General features: G+C 43.1%; 16 protein-coding genes. 13 read left to right on the top strand and 3 right to left on the bottom strand.

The features are described from left to right. Positions 1–56 precede the first annotated feature (56 nt). From ACTNC6_RS01320 to ACTNC6_RS01345, 6 genes are all read left to right on the top strand, one after another. On the top strand, positions 57–1,571 hold the full coding sequence (locus ACTNC6_RS01320) for a sugar ABC transporter ATP-binding protein (RefSeq protein WP_019162675.1): 1,515 nt from the start codon (positions 57–59) through the stop codon (positions 1,569–1,571). Next, complete coding sequence (locus ACTNC6_RS01325; RefSeq protein WP_441042990.1) at positions 1,571–2,563, top strand: ABC transporter permease; 993 nt, start codon at positions 1,571–1,573, stop codon at positions 2,561–2,563. Before ACTNC6_RS01320 ends, ACTNC6_RS01325 begins: the two co-directional genes overlap by 1 nt. Before the next feature lie 3 nt (positions 2,564–2,566). Next, positions 2,567–3,565 carry an ABC transporter permease gene (locus ACTNC6_RS01330; protein WP_441034552.1) on the top strand — a complete coding sequence of 333 codons (999 nt, stop codon included), beginning with the start codon at positions 2,567–2,569 and terminating at the stop codon, positions 3,563–3,565. Between the two features lie 132 nt (positions 3,566–3,697). Continuing rightward, a complete protein-coding gene (locus tag ACTNC6_RS01335; protein WP_441034550.1) occupies positions 3,698–4,726 on the top strand; it encodes a substrate-binding domain-containing protein in 1,029 nt (342 codons plus the stop codon). Between the two features lie 209 nt (positions 4,727–4,935). Next, on the top strand, positions 4,936–5,919 hold the full coding sequence (locus tag ACTNC6_RS01340) for an AraC family transcriptional regulator (protein WP_173742168.1): 984 nt from the start codon (positions 4,936–4,938) through the stop codon (positions 5,917–5,919). Between the two features lie 67 nt (positions 5,920–5,986). Further along, the gene (locus ACTNC6_RS01345; RefSeq protein WP_441042991.1) at positions 5,987–7,174 is read left to right on the top strand and encodes a serine hydrolase domain-containing protein; all 1,188 of its coding nucleotides are present in this window, start codon (positions 5,987–5,989) and stop codon (positions 7,172–7,174) included. Positions 7,175–7,215: 41 nt separating this feature from the next. Here ACTNC6_RS01345 and ACTNC6_RS01350 read toward each other — a convergent pair whose 3' ends face one another. Next, the gene (locus ACTNC6_RS01350; protein WP_441042992.1) at positions 7,216–8,106 is read right to left on the bottom strand and encodes a helix-turn-helix domain-containing protein; all 891 of its coding nucleotides are present in this window, start codon (positions 8,104–8,106) and stop codon (positions 7,216–7,218) included. A 316-nt stretch (positions 8,107–8,422) separates the two neighbouring features. Between ACTNC6_RS01350 and ACTNC6_RS01355 the strand changes: the two genes are divergently transcribed. The 7 genes from ACTNC6_RS01355 (at position 8,423) to ACTNC6_RS01385 (ending at position 17,492) form a co-directional block, all read left to right on the top strand. Further along, complete coding sequence (locus tag ACTNC6_RS01355) at positions 8,423–9,715, top strand: ABC transporter substrate-binding protein (protein WP_154780693.1); 1,293 nt, start codon at positions 8,423–8,425, stop codon at positions 9,713–9,715. 79 nt (positions 9,716–9,794) lie between these two features. Beyond that, on the top strand, positions 9,795–10,682 hold the full coding sequence (locus tag ACTNC6_RS01360; RefSeq protein WP_117850467.1) for a carbohydrate ABC transporter permease: 888 nt from the start codon (positions 9,795–9,797) through the stop codon (positions 10,680–10,682). 12 nt (positions 10,683–10,694) lie between these two features. After that, positions 10,695–11,540, top strand: coding sequence for a carbohydrate ABC transporter permease (locus ACTNC6_RS01365; RefSeq protein ID WP_441034541.1), 846 nt, complete (start codon positions 10,695–10,697; stop codon positions 11,538–11,540). A 35-nt stretch (positions 11,541–11,575) separates the two neighbouring features. Then, complete coding sequence (locus ACTNC6_RS01370; protein ID WP_441042993.1) at positions 11,576–13,675, top strand: glycoside hydrolase family 3 C-terminal domain-containing protein; 2,100 nt, start codon at positions 11,576–11,578, stop codon at positions 13,673–13,675. A gap of 4 nt (positions 13,676–13,679) precedes the next feature. Next, entirely contained in the window at positions 13,680–14,450 is a 771-nt protein-coding gene (locus tag ACTNC6_RS01375) for a polysaccharide deacetylase family protein (protein WP_441042994.1), read from the top strand. 86 nt (positions 14,451–14,536) lie between these two features. Further along, a complete protein-coding gene (locus ACTNC6_RS01380; RefSeq protein WP_441042995.1) occupies positions 14,537–16,105 on the top strand; it encodes a family 43 glycosylhydrolase in 1,569 nt (522 codons plus the stop codon). A 133-nt stretch (positions 16,106–16,238) separates the two neighbouring features. Further along, positions 16,239–17,492 carry a DNA polymerase Y family protein gene (locus ACTNC6_RS01385; RefSeq protein ID WP_441042996.1) on the top strand — a complete coding sequence of 418 codons (1,254 nt, stop codon included), beginning with the start codon at positions 16,239–16,241 and terminating at the stop codon, positions 17,490–17,492. A gap of 52 nt (positions 17,493–17,544) precedes the next feature. Here the strand turns inward: ACTNC6_RS01385 and ACTNC6_RS01390 are convergent, their stop codons facing one another. Continuing rightward, positions 17,545–18,510: a P1 family peptidase gene (locus ACTNC6_RS01390; RefSeq protein ID WP_186994666.1), complete on the bottom strand. Its 966-nt coding sequence runs from the start codon at positions 18,508–18,510 to the stop codon at positions 17,545–17,547. Positions 18,511–18,736: 226 nt separating this feature from the next. After that, positions 18,737–19,369, bottom strand: a complete 633-nt coding sequence (locus ACTNC6_RS01395) for an ECF transporter S component (RefSeq protein ID WP_019162660.1) — start codon at positions 19,367–19,369, stop codon at positions 18,737–18,739. Positions 19,370–19,601 lie beyond the last annotated feature (232 nt).

Raw genomic sequence — 19,601 nt, forward strand, 5'->3', positions numbered from 1 at the left:
AAGAAACGTGATGCTATGATAAAGCTACATTAAGAAAGAGGGAGGAATCAATAACCGTGTCTGATTATGTTCTTGAGTTAAAAGGCATCACTAAGATTTTTCCGGGCGTGAAGGCATTGAACAATGTTCAGTTTCAATTAAAACCCGGTGAAGTTCATGCACTGATGGGCGAAAACGGTGCAGGTAAATCTACGTTTATCAAGGTTATTACCGGTGTACATAAAGCAGAAGAGGGAGAGATGTATCTCTTCGGTGAGAAGGTAGACTTCAAGGGACCGAAGGATGCGCAGGCAGCAGGAATCGCAGCCGTTTATCAGCACCCCACATCTTATCCACATCTGTCTGTAGCAGAAAATATTTTTATGGGTCATGAGATCATCAAACATAAGATGATTCAGTGGAAAGCCATGAATGAAGAAGCCAACAAGCTTCTGAAACAGCTGAATGCAGATTTTGATGCTACGGCTGAGATGGGTACCTTAAGTGTGGCACAGCAGCAGATGGTAGAGATTGCCAAGGCTCTTTCCACACATGCTAAGATCGTTATTCTGGATGAGCCCACTGCATCACTGACAAGAAGAGAGTCTGAGGAGCTGTACAGGATCGTAGATCAGCTGAAAGAAGAGGGCGTTTCCATTATCTTTATTTCTCACAGATTTGAAGATATGTACCGTCTGGCTTCCAGAGTTACCGTATTCCGTGATTCCCAGTATATCGGAACTTACGATGTAGATGGAATTACCAATGCAGATCTGATCAAAGCTATGGTTGGCCGTGAGATCAAGGATCTGTTCCCTAAACCAGAGGTAGAGATCGGAGAGGAAATGCTTCGTATAGAAGGACTTTCCAGAACCGGTTATTATAAAAATGTATCCTTTAACGTTCATGCAGGAGAAATCGTAGGACTTACCGGTCTGGTAGGTGCAGGACGTACAGAGGTAGTTGAAAGTGTCTGTGGAATTACCAGACCGGATGAAGGTAAGGTATACCTGGAAGGTCAGGAAGTCCACATCAAACAGCCTTCAGATGCAATGGAAAAGGGAATTATCCTTCTTCCTGAGGACCGTCAGAAAGAGGGTCTGATCATGAGCTGGGGACTGGGAAGAAATGTTACTCTTCCAACAATCAGTAAATATGCAAAGAACGGCTTAAATGATGAAAAGACAGAGAGAGATCTGGCAAAGAAGCTTCTGGAGGAAGTGGATACCAAGGCTGTGGATATTTTCCAGCCTGCAAGCTCACTTTCCGGCGGTAATCAGCAGAAGGTAGTTGTTGCCAAGGCTCTGAGCCAGGAAATGAAGGTCGTAATCATGGATGAGCCTACCAAGGGTGTTGACGTTGGTGCAAAGGCTGAGATCTATGCGATTATGGGAGATCTGGCAAAGAAAGGCTATGCCATCATCCTGATTTCTTCAGAAATGCCTGAGATCCTGGGAATGGCAGACAGAATCATCGTTATGTGTAATGGACGTAAAACCGGTGAACTGGACAGAAACGAGGCAACACAGGAGAGAATTCTTGAACTGGCTATGGAGAAAAGCCAGAATGCAGGAGAGGGGGCAGCTAAATAATGGAAAAGAAATCCATCATGAAGAAAATTACAGGCTCTCGTGAAGCGTTGCTGGCAGTGATCCTGATCCTTCTGTGTCTGGTAGTCACAGCAATCAGTCCATCCTTCCTGACACCGAAATCAATCATAGAGCTTCTGAAAAATAACGCAGTCACACTGGTTATGTCACTTGGTATGTTATGTGTTATGCTGGTTGGCGGTATTGATATTTCTATCATGTCAACCCTGGCACTGTCCGGTATGTCCATTGGTATGTTATTGAAATACGGACATATCTCCAATACTTTCCTGGTATTTGTAATCGCCATTGCTATCGGTGCAGCCTGCGGAGCAGTTGTTGGTCTGGTAATCTCCAGAGCAGCGGTACCTCCGATTATTGCAACCATGGGCTTTATGTATGTATTCCGTGCTATGGGATATCTGGTATCCCACGGTGGTGAATGGGCAGGTGCAGCAGCACTTGGAAGCTTCAAAAATTTTGCAACATCTAAATTTCTGGGACTGAACTGTGTTATCTGGATCATCATCCTCTGCTATGTATTCTTCTTCTGGTTCATGAAATGGACAAGAACAGGACGTAAGATTTATGCAGTAGGAAGTAATCCCAGTGCAGCAGAGGTTTCCGGTATTAATGTAAAAAATATTAATTTACTGGTTTACACCATCATGGGTATTCTGGCAGGTCTGGGCGGAGCCCTTCAGGTTTCCATCTATGCATCAGCCATGCCGGACATGCAGTACGGCGGTGAGATGGATGTTATCGCAGCCTGCGTAATCGGTGGTGTAAGCATGAGCGGTGGCCGCGGTACTGTAGTGGGAGCTCTCTTAGGTTCCCTGATCCTGGCAACCATTGCCAAGGCACTTCCTCTGGTAGGAATCGGTGCTCTGTGGCAGAATACGATCAAGGGTGTACTGATCCTGGTGGTAGTTGTAGTGAACGTAGTATTACAGCGAATTGCTGACAGAAATGCATTAAAAGGAAGGGAGATGTAATTCATGGCTGGAAAATCTGGAAGAAGTATTAACAATGTGCCGGAAAGTCCGATCAAACATATGATATTCAGCTGGGAAGGCATCCTGGTAGTCCTGTTTATCCTGATTAACATTTTCTGTAAAGGCTTTTCAGAGTATTATAATTTAGAGAATCTGCTCCGTCAGATGCCGGTATATCTTGCTGAGGTATTCTTGATGATCCCTATGGCATACATCCTGGTACTGGGAGAGATTGATATTTCCGTAGGTGCAACCGTGTGTCTGTCTGCTACATTAAGCTGTATGATGTGTAATACAGGAGCACCATTTATCGTAGTAATTCTTACAGCACTGATCGTGGGAACTGTCTGCGGTGCAGTCAATGGTTTTATCCTTACAAAGTTTGAGGAGCTGCCTCCGATGATCGTAACATTGGCAACACAGATTATCTTCCGTGGTATTGCCGAGATCGTACTGGGAAGTGGTGGAAGTATCTCAGCATCCAATACAGATGGTTTCCGTCTTATTGGTGGAAAAGTAGGAAAAATACCATACATTCTGTTCCTGGTTCTGATCCTTGCAGTAATCTTTGCAGTGATCCTTGGAAAGTCCACCTTCGGACGCAGGGTATATGCCATTGGTACAAACCGTCTCACAGCATATTACTCAGGAATCCATGTAAAAAAGATCCGCTTTATTATCTACACAGTTATGGGAACTTTCTGTGGACTGTGTGCTCTGTTTCTGGTAGCATCATCCTATGGTGCCAACACCACCACAGGTAATGGATTTGAAATGGATGCCATCGCAATGGCAGTATTCGGAGGAATTTCTTCCACAGGTGGAAAAGGTAACCTGGCAGGCGGTCTGATCTCCGCATTCATTATTGTATGTCTGCGAGTTGGTCTTGGACAGAGAAACGTACATGCACAGGTAATTCTGCTGATCATCGGTGTACTTCTGATCTGTGCAGTAGCACTTCCGAATATTATTGAAAATGTGAAAAGAGCAGTAAAAAAATAAAGCAGTCAGGATCTGCAGAGTGGGATTCGGACAGAAATACTCAGTCAGTAGCTGCCCTTTGGGGTAATGGATGAAGGGCAGTTGCAAATAAAAGCTATATAATATTTTATTCATCCAAGGGAGGAAAAAAACATGAACAAAAAATTAGTAAGCGCAATTCTTTGTGGAGCAATGGTTCTCGCAGCAGCTACACCTGTAATGGCAGACGGTGGAGCTGCAGACGGCAAAAAAATCGCACTGGTTGGTAAATCCGCTGGTAACGCATTCTTTGAGATCGCAGCAAACTCTTTTAAGGAAACTGTAGAGGCAGAAGGTGGCACAGTAGATGTTGTTTATCCGGAAGCTGCAACAGCTGATGCTCAGATCAAAGTTCTGGATAACCTGATTTCCCAGAAACCGGATGCAATCTGCATCTCTGCAAATGACGTTAATGCTCTTCAGGCTAAACTGGAAGAAGCTATGGATGCTGGAATCAAAGTATCCTCTTTCGACTCCGCACCAAATAAAGACAGCCGTCAGATATTCGTAAACCAGGCTGGTACAAAACAGGTTGGACAGGCTCTTCTGGATGCAGTTCTTGATATCTCCGGTGGAGAAGGACAGTGGGCAGTTCTTTCTGCTACTTCCCAGGCTGCTAACCAGAATGCATGGATCGATGCAATGAAATCCATTATGGAAGGCGATGACAAATACAGCAAACTGGAATTGGTAGAGGTTGCTTATGGTGATGACGAACCTCAGAAATCTACAGACCAGACAGCAGCTCTTCTTGAGAAATATCCGGATCTGAAAGTTATCTGTGCACCTACAACAGTTGGTATCGCAGCAGCAGCTAAATATCTTCAGGATAATGATTCTGCTTGCAAACTGACAGGACTTGGACTTCCTTCTGAAATGCAGGAGTACACAGGTGATGATGATGCTCATTCCTGCCCATACTTCTATCTGTGGGATATGCAGGGCCTTGGTAAACTCAGCGCATATGCAACAGCAGCTCTGATCAACGGCGACATCACAGGCGCACTGGATGAAACATTCACAGCTGGTGACCTTGGTGATTACACAATCACAGAAGCTGATGACGGCGGCACAGAAATCGTTCTTGGCGAGCCATTACAGTTCAACACAGAAAACATCGAAGAGATGGCTAAACTGTACTAATCAGATAACCTGATAAATTCCATAAAAATACAAAAGGGAACGGGGCATTAGCTCCGTTTCTTTTTGTGGTTGTATGAAAAAAATGAATCGTATATAATGAAGTTAGAGTGTGTTTGAAAAAAGATATGTTGTTCCTGACCTGATATCTGTGAATTGCAGTGAGGAACAGAATTTACAGATTATTGTGAAACATACGGAAGGTGGAATCCATGCAGCAGGAATTATTAGATCATTTAAAGAAAATCACAGAGGAAGAACAGAAAATTCTGGATGGCAGCGCAGAGGTGGATAAGGAGCTATATACCTCAGGCAGGGATTTCATTGTAGACAGCAGAAAGATGCTGGATGAGGGCAAACTGATCACTGTGCGTACCCATACCCGGTTTGTTCATTTTCCTGCTCACAGACATAATTTTATTGAGGTGCTTTATGTATGTGAAGGCTCTGTTACCAATATAATAGACGGCAAGAAAGTAGTGGTTGGAAAAGGTGAACTTTTGTTTCTCAACCAGTATACCAGACATGAGCTTTTGCCTGCAGGGGAGAATGATATTGCCATTAATTTTATGATCCTTCCGGAATTTTTTGATGTGGCCTATTCCATGACAGGGCGAAACAATGTACTGGCAGATTTTCTGGTAAATATTCTCCGGCAGGATGAGGAGAGAGGACAATACCTGTATTTTAAAGTTTCAGAGGTTCTGCAGATCCAGAATCTGCTGGAAAATATGATCTATTCTCTGGTGACAGGAAAAGGGGAAAATAACCGGATTAATCAGACAACTATGGGACTGATTTTTCTGTATCTGGTGGATTCTGTACAGTATGTGGAAATGCGTGTGCCAAATCAGTACGAAAACATGATTTCCATGACAACCTTGGATTACATAGAACAGAAATACAAAACTGCAACTCTCACTGAGCTGTGTGAACTGCTTCATCTGCCCATGCATGTGCTCAGCAAGATGATCAAGAAAACCACAGGCTTTAATTTCAAGGAACTGCTTCAAAGGAAACGTCTGAATAAATCCGTAGAGCTGATGTGTGACACAGATCTGGCCATCAGTGACATTATTGCAGCAGTGGGATACGAGAATAACAGTTATTTTCACAGGGTATTCAAGGAAAGATATCATATGACTCCCAGGGCATTCAGGGAGGAAAACAGGCAGCAGGCACAGGTAAGACTGTAACAGAAGAAAAAATATCTGAATACAAGAAAAAAGTGAACCATAAAAATTAGAAACGAGGTATTATGACATGGATATAAAAGAGAAGATCAGTAAGGTAATGAAACAGGCGGTGGATCATTGTGAAGTGATGGGAGTGAATCTTCTGGTAGAAAAAGGAGGAGAAGAGCTCCTCTATTGTGAGGAGGGGATGGCTGACAGAGAAAATCGCAGATTAATTTCCAGAGATACCATATTCCGTCTCTATTCTCAGACAAAGCCTGTGACAGCAGCATGTGCTATGATCCTGATGGAAAGAGGACTTTTGGATCCAGGGGAGTTTGTATCCGAGTATCTGCCTTCATATTCGGAATTGAAAACAGCAGATATTCATGGAACCAGCCCTGCAAAGCAGCCTCTCAGGATCATTGACCTGCTGAATATGACATCAGGGCTGGTTTATCCGGATGATTGTACGGAACCGGGAAAAGCAGTGGATAAGGTATTTGCAGAAGCCTGCGACCGTCTGGATACAGAGAGACCTATGACTACCCGGGAACTGGCAGACAGACTGGCCCGGTGTCCACTGGCCTTTGAACCGGGGACCGGATGGAGATATGGAACCTCCGCAGATGTTCTGGGGGCTGTGATCGAAGTGATCTCAGGGAAAAAACTATCGGAATTTATGCAGGATGAGCTCTTTGCTCCTCTGGAAATGAAGGACACTGCATTCTGGGTGCCTGCTGAAAAACAAAGCCGTCTGGCAAAGGCTTATGAGACAGTCACAGCTGAGGATGGAAGTAAAAGCATGCAGCTTTATACAGGTAACAATCTGGCTGTGAGAAATGATATGGCAAAACCACCGGCATACGAGGCCGGCGGTGCAGGACTGGTGTCCACATTGGATGATTATATGAAATTTGCCAGAATGCTGAGAAATGGGGGAAAAGCAGGCACACATGAGATCCTTAAGCCTGAAACCCTGCGCTATATGTGCAGCGGACAGCTCTTGCCTGTGGGACAACAGGATTTTGACCAGTGGATCGGACTGGATGGTTTCAGCTATGGTAACCTGATGCGTGTCTGCAAAAATCCGTCACAGGCTGTTATGTTTGCCAGGGAAGGTGAATACGGCTGGGATGGATGGCTTGGCATGTATTTTGCCAATTTCCCCAAGGAAGACATGACCATTCTCATGGGTATGCAAAAAAAAGATGCAGGAACCTTTCCTCTGACCAGAAAACTGCGAAATGTAGTTATCAGTGAATATCTGGGGTGAATTTTCTGCAAAGCAGAAAATACAGACACCTGCTTCCGGGATTACTTTTTCCCGGAAGCAGGTGTTTTTTGGAATTGTGAATCATACATATTTCGGAATTCTGTGGGAGTGCACAGGTTTAATTGTTTGAACATACGTAAAAAGGCGGACAGGCTGGAAAAGCCTGATTGTGTTGCCACTTCGGTAACAGCAAGCTCCGGATCCAGCAAAAGAGATTTTGCGTATTCAATTCTTTTCTGGTTCAGAAATTTGTAGAAGGAGGAATTAGTATATTGTTTAAAAAGGCGGGCAAAGTGATATTTACTATAGCCTGCCAGACTGGCAACCTCCTCCAGAGTAAGGTTTTCAGAAAAGTGGTTGCTGATATAGTCGGTGATAAACAGAAATTTCTCCATATATTCTTTCTGATGATGAATATCACAGTCTCCGTCCTGCTGATGAAAAGCTTTGTGATTTCTGCCAATATCCACAAGGATTTCCAGGAATTTTGCAATGATGGAAAGTTCAGAATAGGTGGTGAAATTCATATATTCATCCTTGATTTCCAACATAAGACGGTGGATGTGTTCATAGATCTGTGGATATTCTTCCTTGGTGACCAGAATGGCGGGACTGAGGAGTGGTGTGATCAGATCTAGCTCTTTTAGCTTGATGTGGCTCAGGCCGGGCTGAAAAATAATCCTTTCTCCTGTAGCCGGAGCAAAGAGCTCGTGAAGCATACAGGGACATATAACAAGAATTTCTCCTTCTTTGATATGATAATCGTTATGACCGCAGACAACCCGGTAGTCATTAATAACAGGCATGATTACTTCGAATGAGGGATGCCAGTGAGGCGGATAGTTTTCGGCTTCCTCATTGTAATAAAGACAGATCTGGGTATCTGCTTTGTAATCAACGGTTTCATGAATTCCCTGTAAATTATGGATCATATGGACTCCTTTCACATCTAATTATTGCTTTTGATAGCAAATATTGCTTTTTGATGTTTGTGTATATAATGTATCAAAAACATGTGTAAATGGCAATATATAACATTGGAAAAATTGAAATAATAAAAACATATGTCAAAATACATAAAAAAGAATGTAAAAATCTATTAAAATTGACATATTGAAGAAAATAGTAGCGGATAAATAGCAAGAATTGATAGCAAAATGACAAGAATTATGGAGCCAATCACAGGACATTCTGATATAGTAGAACCATCAAGAAACGAGGTAATGAATCAAAAGGAGGATTAAAAAAATGAACAAGAAGAGATTACTTTCAGTATTACTTTCAGCAGCTATGGTAGCGGGAACCATGGCAGTAGCAGTGCCTGCATATGCAGATGACACAGAGGAAATCACATGGATGTTCTGGGATGACCTGGAAGCTACAGAGGATCTGGTTTCCAAAGGATACAAAGATGTTATTGATCGCTTCAATACAGAATATGAAGGGAAATACCATGTAACACCGATCACAACAAATCTGGAAGAATATGACGGAAAATTAAATGCCCTGATCGCAGCAGGACAGACACCGGATGTATACATTTGTAATCCGGGACCCAACATGGATGTATATGTAAATGCAGGAGCAGCAGCAGACCTGACAGATATTCTTGAGAATCAGGAAAAAGACTGGTACGCAACATTTACAGATGGAATCTTTGACAGACTGACTTATGATGGAAAGATTATGGCAGTTCCTACAAACTTCGCAGCTGCCTGTGTATACTATAACACAGAGCTTTTTGAGAAGGCCGGAGTAGAAGTTCCGACTACCTATGATGAACTGATCGATGTATGTAAGAAACTGCAGGATGCTGGTATTACACCAATCTCCTGTTCCGCAGGAACTGCATGGTGCCTGTCAATGATCGCAGGTTATCTTTGTGACCGTTCAGGTGTAGATCTTCAGGCAATCGCAGATCATACAGCGAACTGGACAGACGATAACTGTATTGCTGCAGGTGAGAAATTAAAAGAGTTATCTCAGTATTTCCAGGAAACAGCAGCTGGTGACTCCAATGATCAGGCTACAGCAAACTTCTACAATGGAGATGCAGCAATGCTGGTACAGGGATCATGGGCTATGGCTCAGATCAATGGCAATAATCCTGATTTCCAGAGCAAATGCGGTGTATTCCAGTTCCCTGAAATCGAAGGAGCGAATGATCCGAACCGTATGATCGTTAAAACAGACAACTTACTGATGAGCTCTACAACAGAGCATCAGGATGCAGCAATTGCACTGATGAAGATGTTTACAGATGAAGAAGCACAGAAATATACAGCAGAAATAGGAGGAAAATTCCCGATCATCAAAGATCTTGACATTGACTATGACAAAGCTCCTGCACAGCTGAAATATGTTCAGGATATTATGGACAAAGCAACTGGTACTTTTGGATTCTACAATGAATCTCTGGCATCTGTAGAAGCAGGTGACTGCTTCGACAATGCAATGGTTGATATATTCCTTGGAAACCAGACTCCGGAAGAAGCCTTCCAGACAGTACAGGATTTCTATGAAGAAAACGTCTGGAAATAATTGTGGATAGATAGTACAGAATTTACATGGCTGCTGCGGAAGAAAAAAGTTCCGCAGCAGTTTTTAAATGGAGGCAATTATGGATAAAATTTTACGTAATAAGAAGGCTATTTTCATATTTATCGCACCGGCACTGATCATGTTTGTCCTGGTACTGGTTATCCCTATGGTGCAGATGGTTTATTATTCTTTATGCGATTATGCGGCATTGACACCGCCCAAATTTACCGGACTTGCAAACTATAAAAAGCTATTTTTTCAAGATTCTACATTTAAAATTGCGTTAAAAAACTCTATTTTCTTTATGATCTTTTCTGCTATCACTCAGCAGGTGATCGGCCTTGGTCTTGCAGTTATGCTTACCAATATTAAGAAAGGCAGAAACCTTTTCAAAAATATTTATTATCTTCCATCCGTTCTTTCCTCAGCAGCCTTAGGTCTTTTATGGGCATTTATGTTTAACCCAAAGATCGGTATCAATAATCTGCTGGCACAGTTCGGAATCAAAGGCCCTCTTTGGCTGATGGATTCCAAAGGTTTTATTGTACTTCCCATGTGGGTGATTGCGTTTGTTGCCTTATGGCAGTATGTTGGACAGAATATGATGCTTTATATGGCTCAGATCACAGGAATTTCCAGAGACATATATGAAGCTTCTTATATAGACGGCGCATCAAAGACACAGTCATTCCGTTACATTACACTTCCGTTGATTAAACCAATGATGGTAACTTCACTTTCATTGAACTGTATCGGTTCTCTTAAATTCTTTGACCTTGTGTATAACATGACTCAGGGTGGACCGAACCACAGAACCGAGGTGCTTGCGACAGAACTTTATGCAGAAGGTTTTAACTATTTTAAATATGGTTATGCCAGTGCGATTTCTGTAGTCTTACTGGTTATGTGTCTGATCGTAACATTATTGGTTAAAAAAGTAATTAAAGTTGAAACTTACGAGGGCTAGGAGGTAACAGAGATGCAGACAAAAAAATCAAGAAAACCGGTAAAGCCTGTTACAGTAATTCTTTATATATTTCTTATTGCACTTGCTGTGATTTATGTGGCTCCGCTGTTATGGATGTTAAGTGTTTCATTAAAAGATAATGCAGGCGTAATGGCAGCTCCATTTGCCCTGCCGGAAGTATTTCACTGGGAAAATTACCAGCAGGCATGGACAATGGGTAAGCTTGGAACTGCACTTGTAAACTCAGTACTGGTCTGTGGGATCACACTTGTAGTCAGTCTGTTTTTTGGAGCAATGGCAGCATTTGCCATTGCAAGAATGCGTTGGAAATTATCAGAAGCAGCACACACATTTTTCCTGATCGGAATGATGGTTCCGGTACATTGTATCCTGATTCCGCTGTTCGTACGTTTTGCAGGGATGGGATTGACTAACTCAAGAGTAGGTCTGATGATCCCGTATATTACGTTTTCTCTTCCGATGACTATTTTCCTTCTGACAGGATTTTTCAAATCTATGCCTGGAGAATTATTTGAGGCAGCATCCATTGACGGATGTGGAATTTATGGATGCTTTTTCAGGATCGCACTTCCCCTTTGCAGAACAGGATTCTTTGTTTCAGGTCTTATGACATTCGTAGGTAACTGGAATGAGCTGTTGCTGGCTATGGTATTTGTCTCAGATCCGGTAAAGAAAACACTGCCTGTAACACTTACATATTTCGTAGGACCATATGCCACAAACTATGTACAGATGTTCGCAGCAATCATTATCGCAATCGCACCAACCGTTATTGTATACTGCCTGTTCAGTAACCAGATTGTAGAAGGCCTGACTACAGGTGCAGTAAAAGGATGATGCATAAAAACAATGCATAAAATTAGGAGGCTTGTATGAACAGAGACGAGGCAAGAAAAAAAGCACAGGAACTGGTATCCAAAATGACACTGGAAGAAAAAGCCAGCCAGTTAAGATATGATGCGCCGGCCATAAAAAGACTTGGAATCCCGGCATATAACTGGTGGAATGAGGGACTTCATGGCGTGGCCAGAGCAGGACAGGCAACTGTTTTTCCTCAGGCAATCGGAATGGCTGCTACATTTGACAGAGACTGTGTAGCTGAGATGGCAGATATTGTAGCGACAGAAGGGCGTGCAAAGTATAATGCATATTCCAGCGAAGAGGACAGAGATATCTATAAAGGACTGACATTCTGGTCTCCCAACGTAAATATTTTCCGTGATCCCAGATGGGGCAGAGGCCATGAAACTTATGGAGAAGATCCATATCTGACAAAGGAACTGGGAGTGGCTTTTGTAAAGGCACTTCAGGGTAATGGAGAAACTATGAAAGCTGCGGCATGTGCAAAGCATTTTGCAGTGCATTCCGGACCGGAAGCGATCAGACATGAGTTTGATGCAAAGGCATCTGCAAAAGATATGGAAGAAACGTATCTGCCTGCATTTGAAAGCCTGGTAGAGGAAGCGGATGTAGAGGCAGTTATGGGAGCATATAACCGCACAAATGGAGAACCCTGCTGTGGAAGCCCTGCTCTGCAGAAAAAACTGAGAGATGACTGGAAGTTCCAGGGACATTTTGTATCAGACTGCTGGGCGATCAGAGATTTCCATGAACATCATATGGTGACTAATACGGCTTATGAGTCAGCAGCACTTGCCATTAATAATGGCTGCGATCTGAACTGTGGAAATACATATCTTCATATTATGAAAGCATATGAAAAGGGGCTTGTCACAGAGGAAAGGATTACAGAATCAGCAGTAAGACTTTTTACTACCAGATATCTTCTTGGGCTATTTGATGGCAGTGAATATGATAATATTTCCTATATGGAAGTAGAATCAGCAGAACATCTGGCAGCAGCAGAGAAGGCAGCAGCGAAGAGTTTTGTACTTTTGAAGAATAATGGAATTCTTCCATTAAAAAAAGAGAATATCAAAACAATCGGAATTGTGGGACCTAATGCAGACAGCAGAAAGGCTTTGATTGGAAATTATCATGGAACTGCATCCAGATATATTACAATCCAGGAGGGAATCCAGGATTATGTAGGTGAGGATGTGAGAATTCTTAGTTCTGTAGGAAGCGAGTTGTTTAGAGACAGAACAGAACCTCTGGCATTCAGCAGAGATCGTCTTGCGGAAGCTAAGATCGTTGCAGAAAACAGTGATGTGGTGATTCTTTGTGTAGGTCTGGATGAGACACTGGAGGGTGAAGAAGGAGATACCGGAAACAGCTATGCATCCGGAGATAAAGAGAGCCTGAAGCTTCCTCAGTCCCAGATTGATTTAATGGAAGCAATGGCTGGTTCCGGAAAACCAGTGGTTCTCTGTCTGATGGCAGGAAGTGATATTGATATGAGCTATGCAGCAGAGAAATTTGATGCAGTTATGGTTCTGTGGTATCCGGGAAGCCAGGGCGGAAAAGCGGCAGCAAAAATTCTGTTTGGGGAAAACTCCCCATCCGGCAAACTTCCGGTTACCTTTTACGAGAGCCTTGAAGAACTTCCGGAATTTACAGATTATTCCATGAAAGGCAGAACCTATCGTTATATGGAAGGAAAAGCACAGTTCCCCTTTGGATATGGACTTACCTACAGTAATGTAAAAGTAGAAAATGCAGAGGTAAGACAGTGCGGACGGCAGATAACAGTAGAGGCAGAAGTATATAATAAGGGTAATGCAGATACTGAGGAAGTTGTCCAGATTTATGTAAAAAATCTTGACAGTAAAAATGCAATTCCAAATCCTGCACTGGGAGGATTCCAGAGAATTTTTATAAAAGCAGGAGAACGCAGAAAAGTTATGGTTCCTGTCTGGGAAAAGGCATTTACAGTGGTAGATGAAAATGGAGAACGCGTAGAGGATGGCAGGAAATATGAGATTTTTGCAGGCTGCAGCCAGCCGGATGAAAGAAGTATAGAGCTTACCGGAACAGAACCTGTAAAGGTAATCTGGGAGAAAGAAGACTGAGCTTATGAAATTTGAATTGTTTTATCCGCAGTGGAAAGACCGGGCAGTTACATTCAGCTATGATGATGGCCAGATTTTTGATAGAAGACTGGTTGATATTTTTAATAAATATAATCTGAAAGCAACATTTCATCTGAACTCAGGGACTTTGGATACAGAAGGATTTATAAAAACACAAGAACTGAAAAGCTTATATCAGGGACATGAAATTGCCTGTCATGGTGTTGCACATGAGTATCCCACACATCTTTCGCAGGAAAGACTGGTTCAGGAATTTTATCAGGACAGATGCAGTCTGGAGAGAGAAACGGGAAGGATTATCAGGGGATGTTCTTATGCATTTGGAGAATATGACGAAAGGGTCATCAATACCCTGAAGAATCTTGGGTTTGCATACTGCAGGACTGTGGAGTCTACAGAAAATTTCCGCATTCCGGAGGATTTTATGAGGTGGACTCCGTCCTGTCATCACAATGATGCATTCAGAGGAATTGCAGAAAAGTTTTTGCACAAGCCGGATTATCAGAAGCTTCCTCTTCTCTATGTATGGGGACACAGCTTTGAGTTTGACCGGGAACAGACATGGGAGCAAATGGAAAGCTTCTGCAGAAAGATTTCAGGCCATGAGAATGTGTGGTATACCACTAATATAGATTATGTGAATTATATGAATGCAGCCAGAAACCTGATATTCAATGCAGAATGTACCTATGTAGAAAATTTATCAAAAATAAAAATATATTGTAAAATAAATGGAGAGTGCCAGATCTTATAATCTGGCATTCACTGATATAGGGTTTTCTGAAAAGCATATAAGAGAGTCTGCAGACTTCATATTTGATTTACGGGAGGAAATGACCAATGATAACTTGTAAAAATCCGATTTTAAGTGGCTTTTATCCGGATCCGTCCATATGCAGGGTGGGAGAGTGGTTTTATCTGGTTACATCTACTTTTGCATATTTTCCGGGAATTCCTGTATTTCGCAGCAGAAATCTGGCACAATGGGAGCAGATCGGCAATATATTGACACGGGAGAGCCAGCTGCCCTTACAGGGCTGTGAACATAATGAGGGGATTTATGCTCCTACACTTCGGTGGCATAAGGGAACTTTTTATCTGATTACTACCAATGTATCTGGCGGCGGAAATTTTATAGTAACTGCAAAAAATCCCCAGGGTCCATGGTCAGAACCTCATTTTTTGGAAAATGCCATGGGAATCGACCCTAGCTTATTCTTTGATGAGGATGGAACCTGTTATTATATCGGGCAGAGAGAAAATTCCCGTGGCGGCAGGTACAATGGTGATTGCGAAATATGGATACAGAAGCTGGATTTGCAGACTTTCAGGCTAGAAGGGGAGGCGCATCCTGTTTTATATGGATTCCAGAGAAATGCAATCTGGCCGGAGGGTCCTCATCTTTATAAAAGAAATGGTTATTACTATATTTTTCATGCAGAAGGTGGAACAGCGGAGCATCACAGTGAAATGGTGGCCAGGAGTAAAAATATTTTTGGTCCCTATGAATATGCAGGGACAAATCCGATCCTGACACACAGACATTTGGGAAAAAATGCGGAGATTAACTGTGTAGGACATTGCGATCTGACTGAGGATGAACAGGGAAACTGGTTTATGGTTGTTCTGGGCTGCAGACCTGTGGACGGAAAGACATTTCTGGGAAGAGAGACTTTTCTGGCAAAGGTAGAGTGGGAGGATGACTGGCCGGTGGTAAACCCGGGAGTAGGAATGCTGGAAAAGGAAATCTGTCTGCCTGGTGAGAAGGATAACTCTATGCCCGGAGAACTGAATGAAGTCAGAAATTACAGTTTCAAAAATATGACAGATAAAAAGCTTCCACTGGATTTTATGATGCTCAGAAATCCCCAGCCGAATGCTTATACAATAGATGAACAGGAAGAATGTTTAAAACTTCCTGCAAAAGCTGTGGCAATTGGGGATAATGGGAGTCCTTCGTATGTTGCGGTGAGACAAAAGCACCATAGATTTCAGGCAGAGACGGAGTTTTTGTTAAAAGCAGGAGAAAAAGGTGACAGAGCCGGAATTGCCTATCTTCAGAATTCTCAGAATTATCTTCTGGCAGAATATGGAGAAGTAGGGGCAGACGGCTATATCTATGTCACAGTATGTATCAATGGAACAGAGAAAATACTTGCAGAAAAGAAAACAGAGAAAAGAGGTATGCAGACCCTGAGATTGAGCGTAGACCAAAGCATGGCACAGGTATGGCTGATTCGGCCTGAGACGGAAGAAAAATCGCAATGTATAATCAGGGAGGTGGATATCAGCCATATGTGTACAGAAGCGGCAGGCGGTTTTACCGGCTGTACAGTGGGAATGTATGTACACTCTGAACAGAAACAGAGTACAGGCTGTGCGCAGTTTTGCAGATTTACGGTAAAGTAACAATCATTCTGATGATTTCGGCAATTGGTTGTTCTGCCTTTGCGTTTGTGTTAAGATAAAAGTAAGTAGCGAAGCGGATTGCCAATATCCGTTTGACTTATGATTAAGCGGCAGGAGCAGAGGAGGCAGAACTGTGAAAAGTACGGAACGGCTAATTTTTCATATAGATGTAAACAGCGCATTTCTTTCCTGGGAATCAGCCAGAAGGGTGAGCCAGGGACTGCCGGATCTCAGGGAAATTCCCTCCTGCGTAGGAGGAGATCCAAAGAAACGGACAGGTATCGTGGTTGCCAAATCTATCCCTGCAAAAAAATACGGGATCCAGACCGGCGAGCCTGTGGCTATGGCTCTTCGGAAATGCCCCAATCTGGTAATCGTTTCCAGTGATTTTGAATTATATGATAAATGTTCTCGGGCATTTAAAGCAATCTGTGCTTCCTTTGCGCCTGTAATGGAATCCTTTTCCATTGATGAGGTATTTCTGGATATGACAGGCACTTCTCTGATCTATCCTGACCCTGTAGCTGCAGCTTATGAGCTGAAAGACAAGATTCACAGAGAACTGGGATTTACAGTAAATGTGGGAATTTCTACCAATAAGCTGCTGGCAAAGATGGCATCGGATTTTCAGAAGCCGGACAGAGTACACACTTTGTTCCCGGATGAAATTTCGGAGAAAATGTGGCCCCTTCCTATTCGTAACCTGTTGTTTCTGGGAAAAGCTTCCGAGCAGAAGCTTCTGAATCAGGGAATCCGTACTATCGGTGATCTGGCGAGAGAACGGGAAGCCAATGTGCAGTGCTGGCTGGGGGAAAAGCCGGGACACCAGCTCTGGCAATATGCCAGAGGCATCGATCATTCAACTGTAAAGGCAGTACCGGATGAGGCAAAGGGCTTCAGTGTAGAAACTACTTTTAACGATGATATTACTTCCACAGAACAGGTGTTGCCCATTTTGTTGGAACAGTGTGATGTTCTGGCCACCAGAATGCGCAGGAAAGGAAAGAAGTGTAGCTGTATTTCTGTTACTTTCCGGACATTAGATTTCCGAAACCGTTCTCATCAGACAAAGCTGGAAAATGCTACAGATCTTACAGATGAAATTTATGCAAATGCGACCAGACTTTTTACAGAATTCTGGAAAGGACAGCCACTGCGCCTGATCGGTGTGTCACTGACCGGTCTCACGGACGGTTCCTTTGAACAGATGTCACTGTTTGAAGATACAGAAACAAAAGAACGCCGCAGAAAGCTGGATGCAGCCATGGATGAGATACGTATGAAATTTGGAAATGATAAGATTACCCGAGCCAGTATTATGAACAGCAGTGCACGGATCGGGCGAAAGGCAAAAGCACAAATGAAAAATGAAGACAGGAAAGAATAATAATAGAAGCGCAGAGAAAAAAGTATAATCTCTGCGCTTTTATAGTGGATTGCTATACATATTTCAGAAATTCTTCATCCGGAATCTGAGAGGTATGGATGGCATTCTGGATAGCCTGTGCCATGACTTCTGCAGCAAGGGTTCCGGCCATGTTAATATCCACAGAAACATCACCAATGCTTGCTGCATAGATGGAATCGCCATCTGCCATAGTTGCTACAGGATTGATGCATCTGGCATAGGCACAGCGGGTCATAGAGGCAATTTTGTTCAGCTCAGCTTTTGAAAATGCCCCATTGGTGATCACTGCCCCGATGGTGGTGTTGCCGGTAAACTGATCGTGAGGTGTCATAAAACGGTATAATTCCTGGACACTGTCCAGAAAGTCTTTTCTGTCAGGTGTTTTTAGTCCGGCAATTTTCTGGCCATTTTTCGGATTAAAAATATCCCCTATTGCATTGACAATTACCACTGCAGCCATCTGGAAATCACCGGCAGATACAGCGGCAATCCCAAGCCCGGATTTCATGGATTGTTTCATGCCGTAGAGTTTTCCCACAGTTGCACCGGTACCTGCACCGATATTTCCGGTTCTGGTATCTGTTCCGGAAAATGCCTGACGGCAGGCTTCCTCGCCCATTTTTGCAGTTGGGCGTACTTTAGGGTTTCCGTAGGAAAGGTCATAGATGCAGGATTGACACACAAGGGGAACCAGCGCTGCACCGGTGTTATAACCTATATTCTGTGATTCCAGATAGTTCATCACACCGTCAGCGGCAGCCAGTCCATAGGCAGATCCGCCGGATAATACAATAGCGTTGATGGGATTGTCGGCGGTGACAGGAGAGGTGAGAGGTGTTTCCCTGGAGGCAGGACCACCGCCGCTGATATCACATCCCACCTTTGCTCCCTGTGGAAAGTAAAGAACAGTTACACCGGTCTGCCCGTCATGATTCGAGGCATGACCGATGCGTAAATTTGTAAACTCTGTAATAGAAATCTCTTTTAGTAATGACATAAAAATCTCCTTCTGATAAAAAATCCCTGACTACAGTGACAATGTAATCAGGGACTTTTTAGTCAAGCGGATATTCGCAATCCGCTTCGCTACTTGCTCATAACCGAATAACTGCTCCGCAGTTTATCAGAAGGAGCTTGCACTCCTCCTGATACAAGCAAGTCCCCACCCACTGCTTATTGCTTTTCGCAATTGAAGCAGGGGACTTACTTGATTCGGTTAAATATTATGCACGTTTCAGTGCTACAGAAAGTGCCTTGGAAACAATACTTCCCACTACAAAGCAGAAACCTGCCTCAATCAGTCCCTGAACTCCTACAAAGGCTGCCACAAAGACAATCGGATTACTTACACCAAGGGTGGAAACAATACCCTGAATATAATCAGTGTTGTAGAAGAAGAGACATAAAAAGCCCATGAAGAAGAAGGTATTCAGTAACGGACATGCCAGTGAAGCAATGTAATAGGAAAATTTCTTCGCCGGTGATTTATGTAATGCTGCAAAAATAAGTCCAGTGATCCATCCTTCCAGTACACGTGCCACGATACATACAATAAAGGTTGCTGCCGGGCTGATATTAAAAAGTGCAGCTGCGAAAGCAGAACTTCCTGTAACAGCCATATAGAAGCTGGTTGCACCGAAAGTAAATCCACATACAGCTCCGCCCTTCGGTCCAAGAATAATGGCACCTACAGCTACCGGGATGGTGAGAAGAGTGATGGATAAGCCGGGAGTACGAAGGTAACCCAGCGGGGTAAAGGACATGAGCAGAATAATGGCAATCATCATAGCCAGTTCTACCATGTAAAGAGTGTTACTCTTTTTTGCTACGTTTGTTGTTGTAGTTGTTGCGTTCATATAAATTCTCCTTTTGGTCTGATAAAACGGCGCAATGCGTCCCCTGCTTTTCAGACAGTTTAGAGTATGGGGATTAAGCGTTTTGAAAAATCTGCATCAGAATAAAAAGATATGAAATAAGAAATATCTTCCGGTAAAAATTTCCAGTGTGTAGACGCCTTACAGGTCGCCTCACAAATTTAACCAGACTGCGAAGTGGATGATTTGCTCCACCAGACTGCCAGATGTGGAA

Source organism: Blautia sp. HCP3S3_C4 (genome assembly GCF_052064095.1).
GTDB lineage: Bacteria > Bacillota > Clostridia > Lachnospirales > Lachnospiraceae > Blautia_A.

Coding starts and splice junctions, on each gene's coding strand:
- ACTNC6_RS01325 (WP_441042990.1), top strand. CDS start 1,571: ATGGAAAAGAAATCCATCATGAAGAAAATTACAGGCTCTCGTGAAGCG.
- ACTNC6_RS01395 (WP_019162660.1), bottom strand. CDS start 19,369: ATGAACGCAACAACTACAACAACAAACGTAGCAAAAAAGAGTAACACT.
- ACTNC6_RS01360 (WP_117850467.1), top strand. CDS start 9,795: ATGGATAAAATTTTACGTAATAAGAAGGCTATTTTCATATTTATCGCA.
- ACTNC6_RS01335 (WP_441034550.1), top strand. CDS start 3,698: ATGAACAAAAAATTAGTAAGCGCAATTCTTTGTGGAGCAATGGTTCTC.
- ACTNC6_RS01365 (WP_441034541.1), top strand. CDS start 10,695: ATGCAGACAAAAAAATCAAGAAAACCGGTAAAGCCTGTTACAGTAATT.
- ACTNC6_RS01345 (WP_441042991.1), top strand. CDS start 5,987: ATGGATATAAAAGAGAAGATCAGTAAGGTAATGAAACAGGCGGTGGAT.
- ACTNC6_RS01355 (WP_154780693.1), top strand. CDS start 8,423: ATGAACAAGAAGAGATTACTTTCAGTATTACTTTCAGCAGCTATGGTA.
- ACTNC6_RS01350 (WP_441042992.1), bottom strand. CDS start 8,106: ATGATCCATAATTTACAGGGAATTCATGAAACCGTTGATTACAAAGCA.
- ACTNC6_RS01340 (WP_173742168.1), top strand. CDS start 4,936: ATGCAGCAGGAATTATTAGATCATTTAAAGAAAATCACAGAGGAAGAA.
- ACTNC6_RS01330 (WP_441034552.1), top strand. CDS start 2,567: ATGGCTGGAAAATCTGGAAGAAGTATTAACAATGTGCCGGAAAGTCCG.
- ACTNC6_RS01370 (WP_441042993.1), top strand. CDS start 11,576: ATGAACAGAGACGAGGCAAGAAAAAAAGCACAGGAACTGGTATCCAAA.
- ACTNC6_RS01375 (WP_441042994.1), top strand. CDS start 13,680: ATGAAATTTGAATTGTTTTATCCGCAGTGGAAAGACCGGGCAGTTACA.
- ACTNC6_RS01390 (WP_186994666.1), bottom strand. CDS start 18,510: ATGTCATTACTAAAAGAGATTTCTATTACAGAGTTTACAAATTTACGC.
- ACTNC6_RS01380 (WP_441042995.1), top strand. CDS start 14,537: ATGATAACTTGTAAAAATCCGATTTTAAGTGGCTTTTATCCGGATCCG.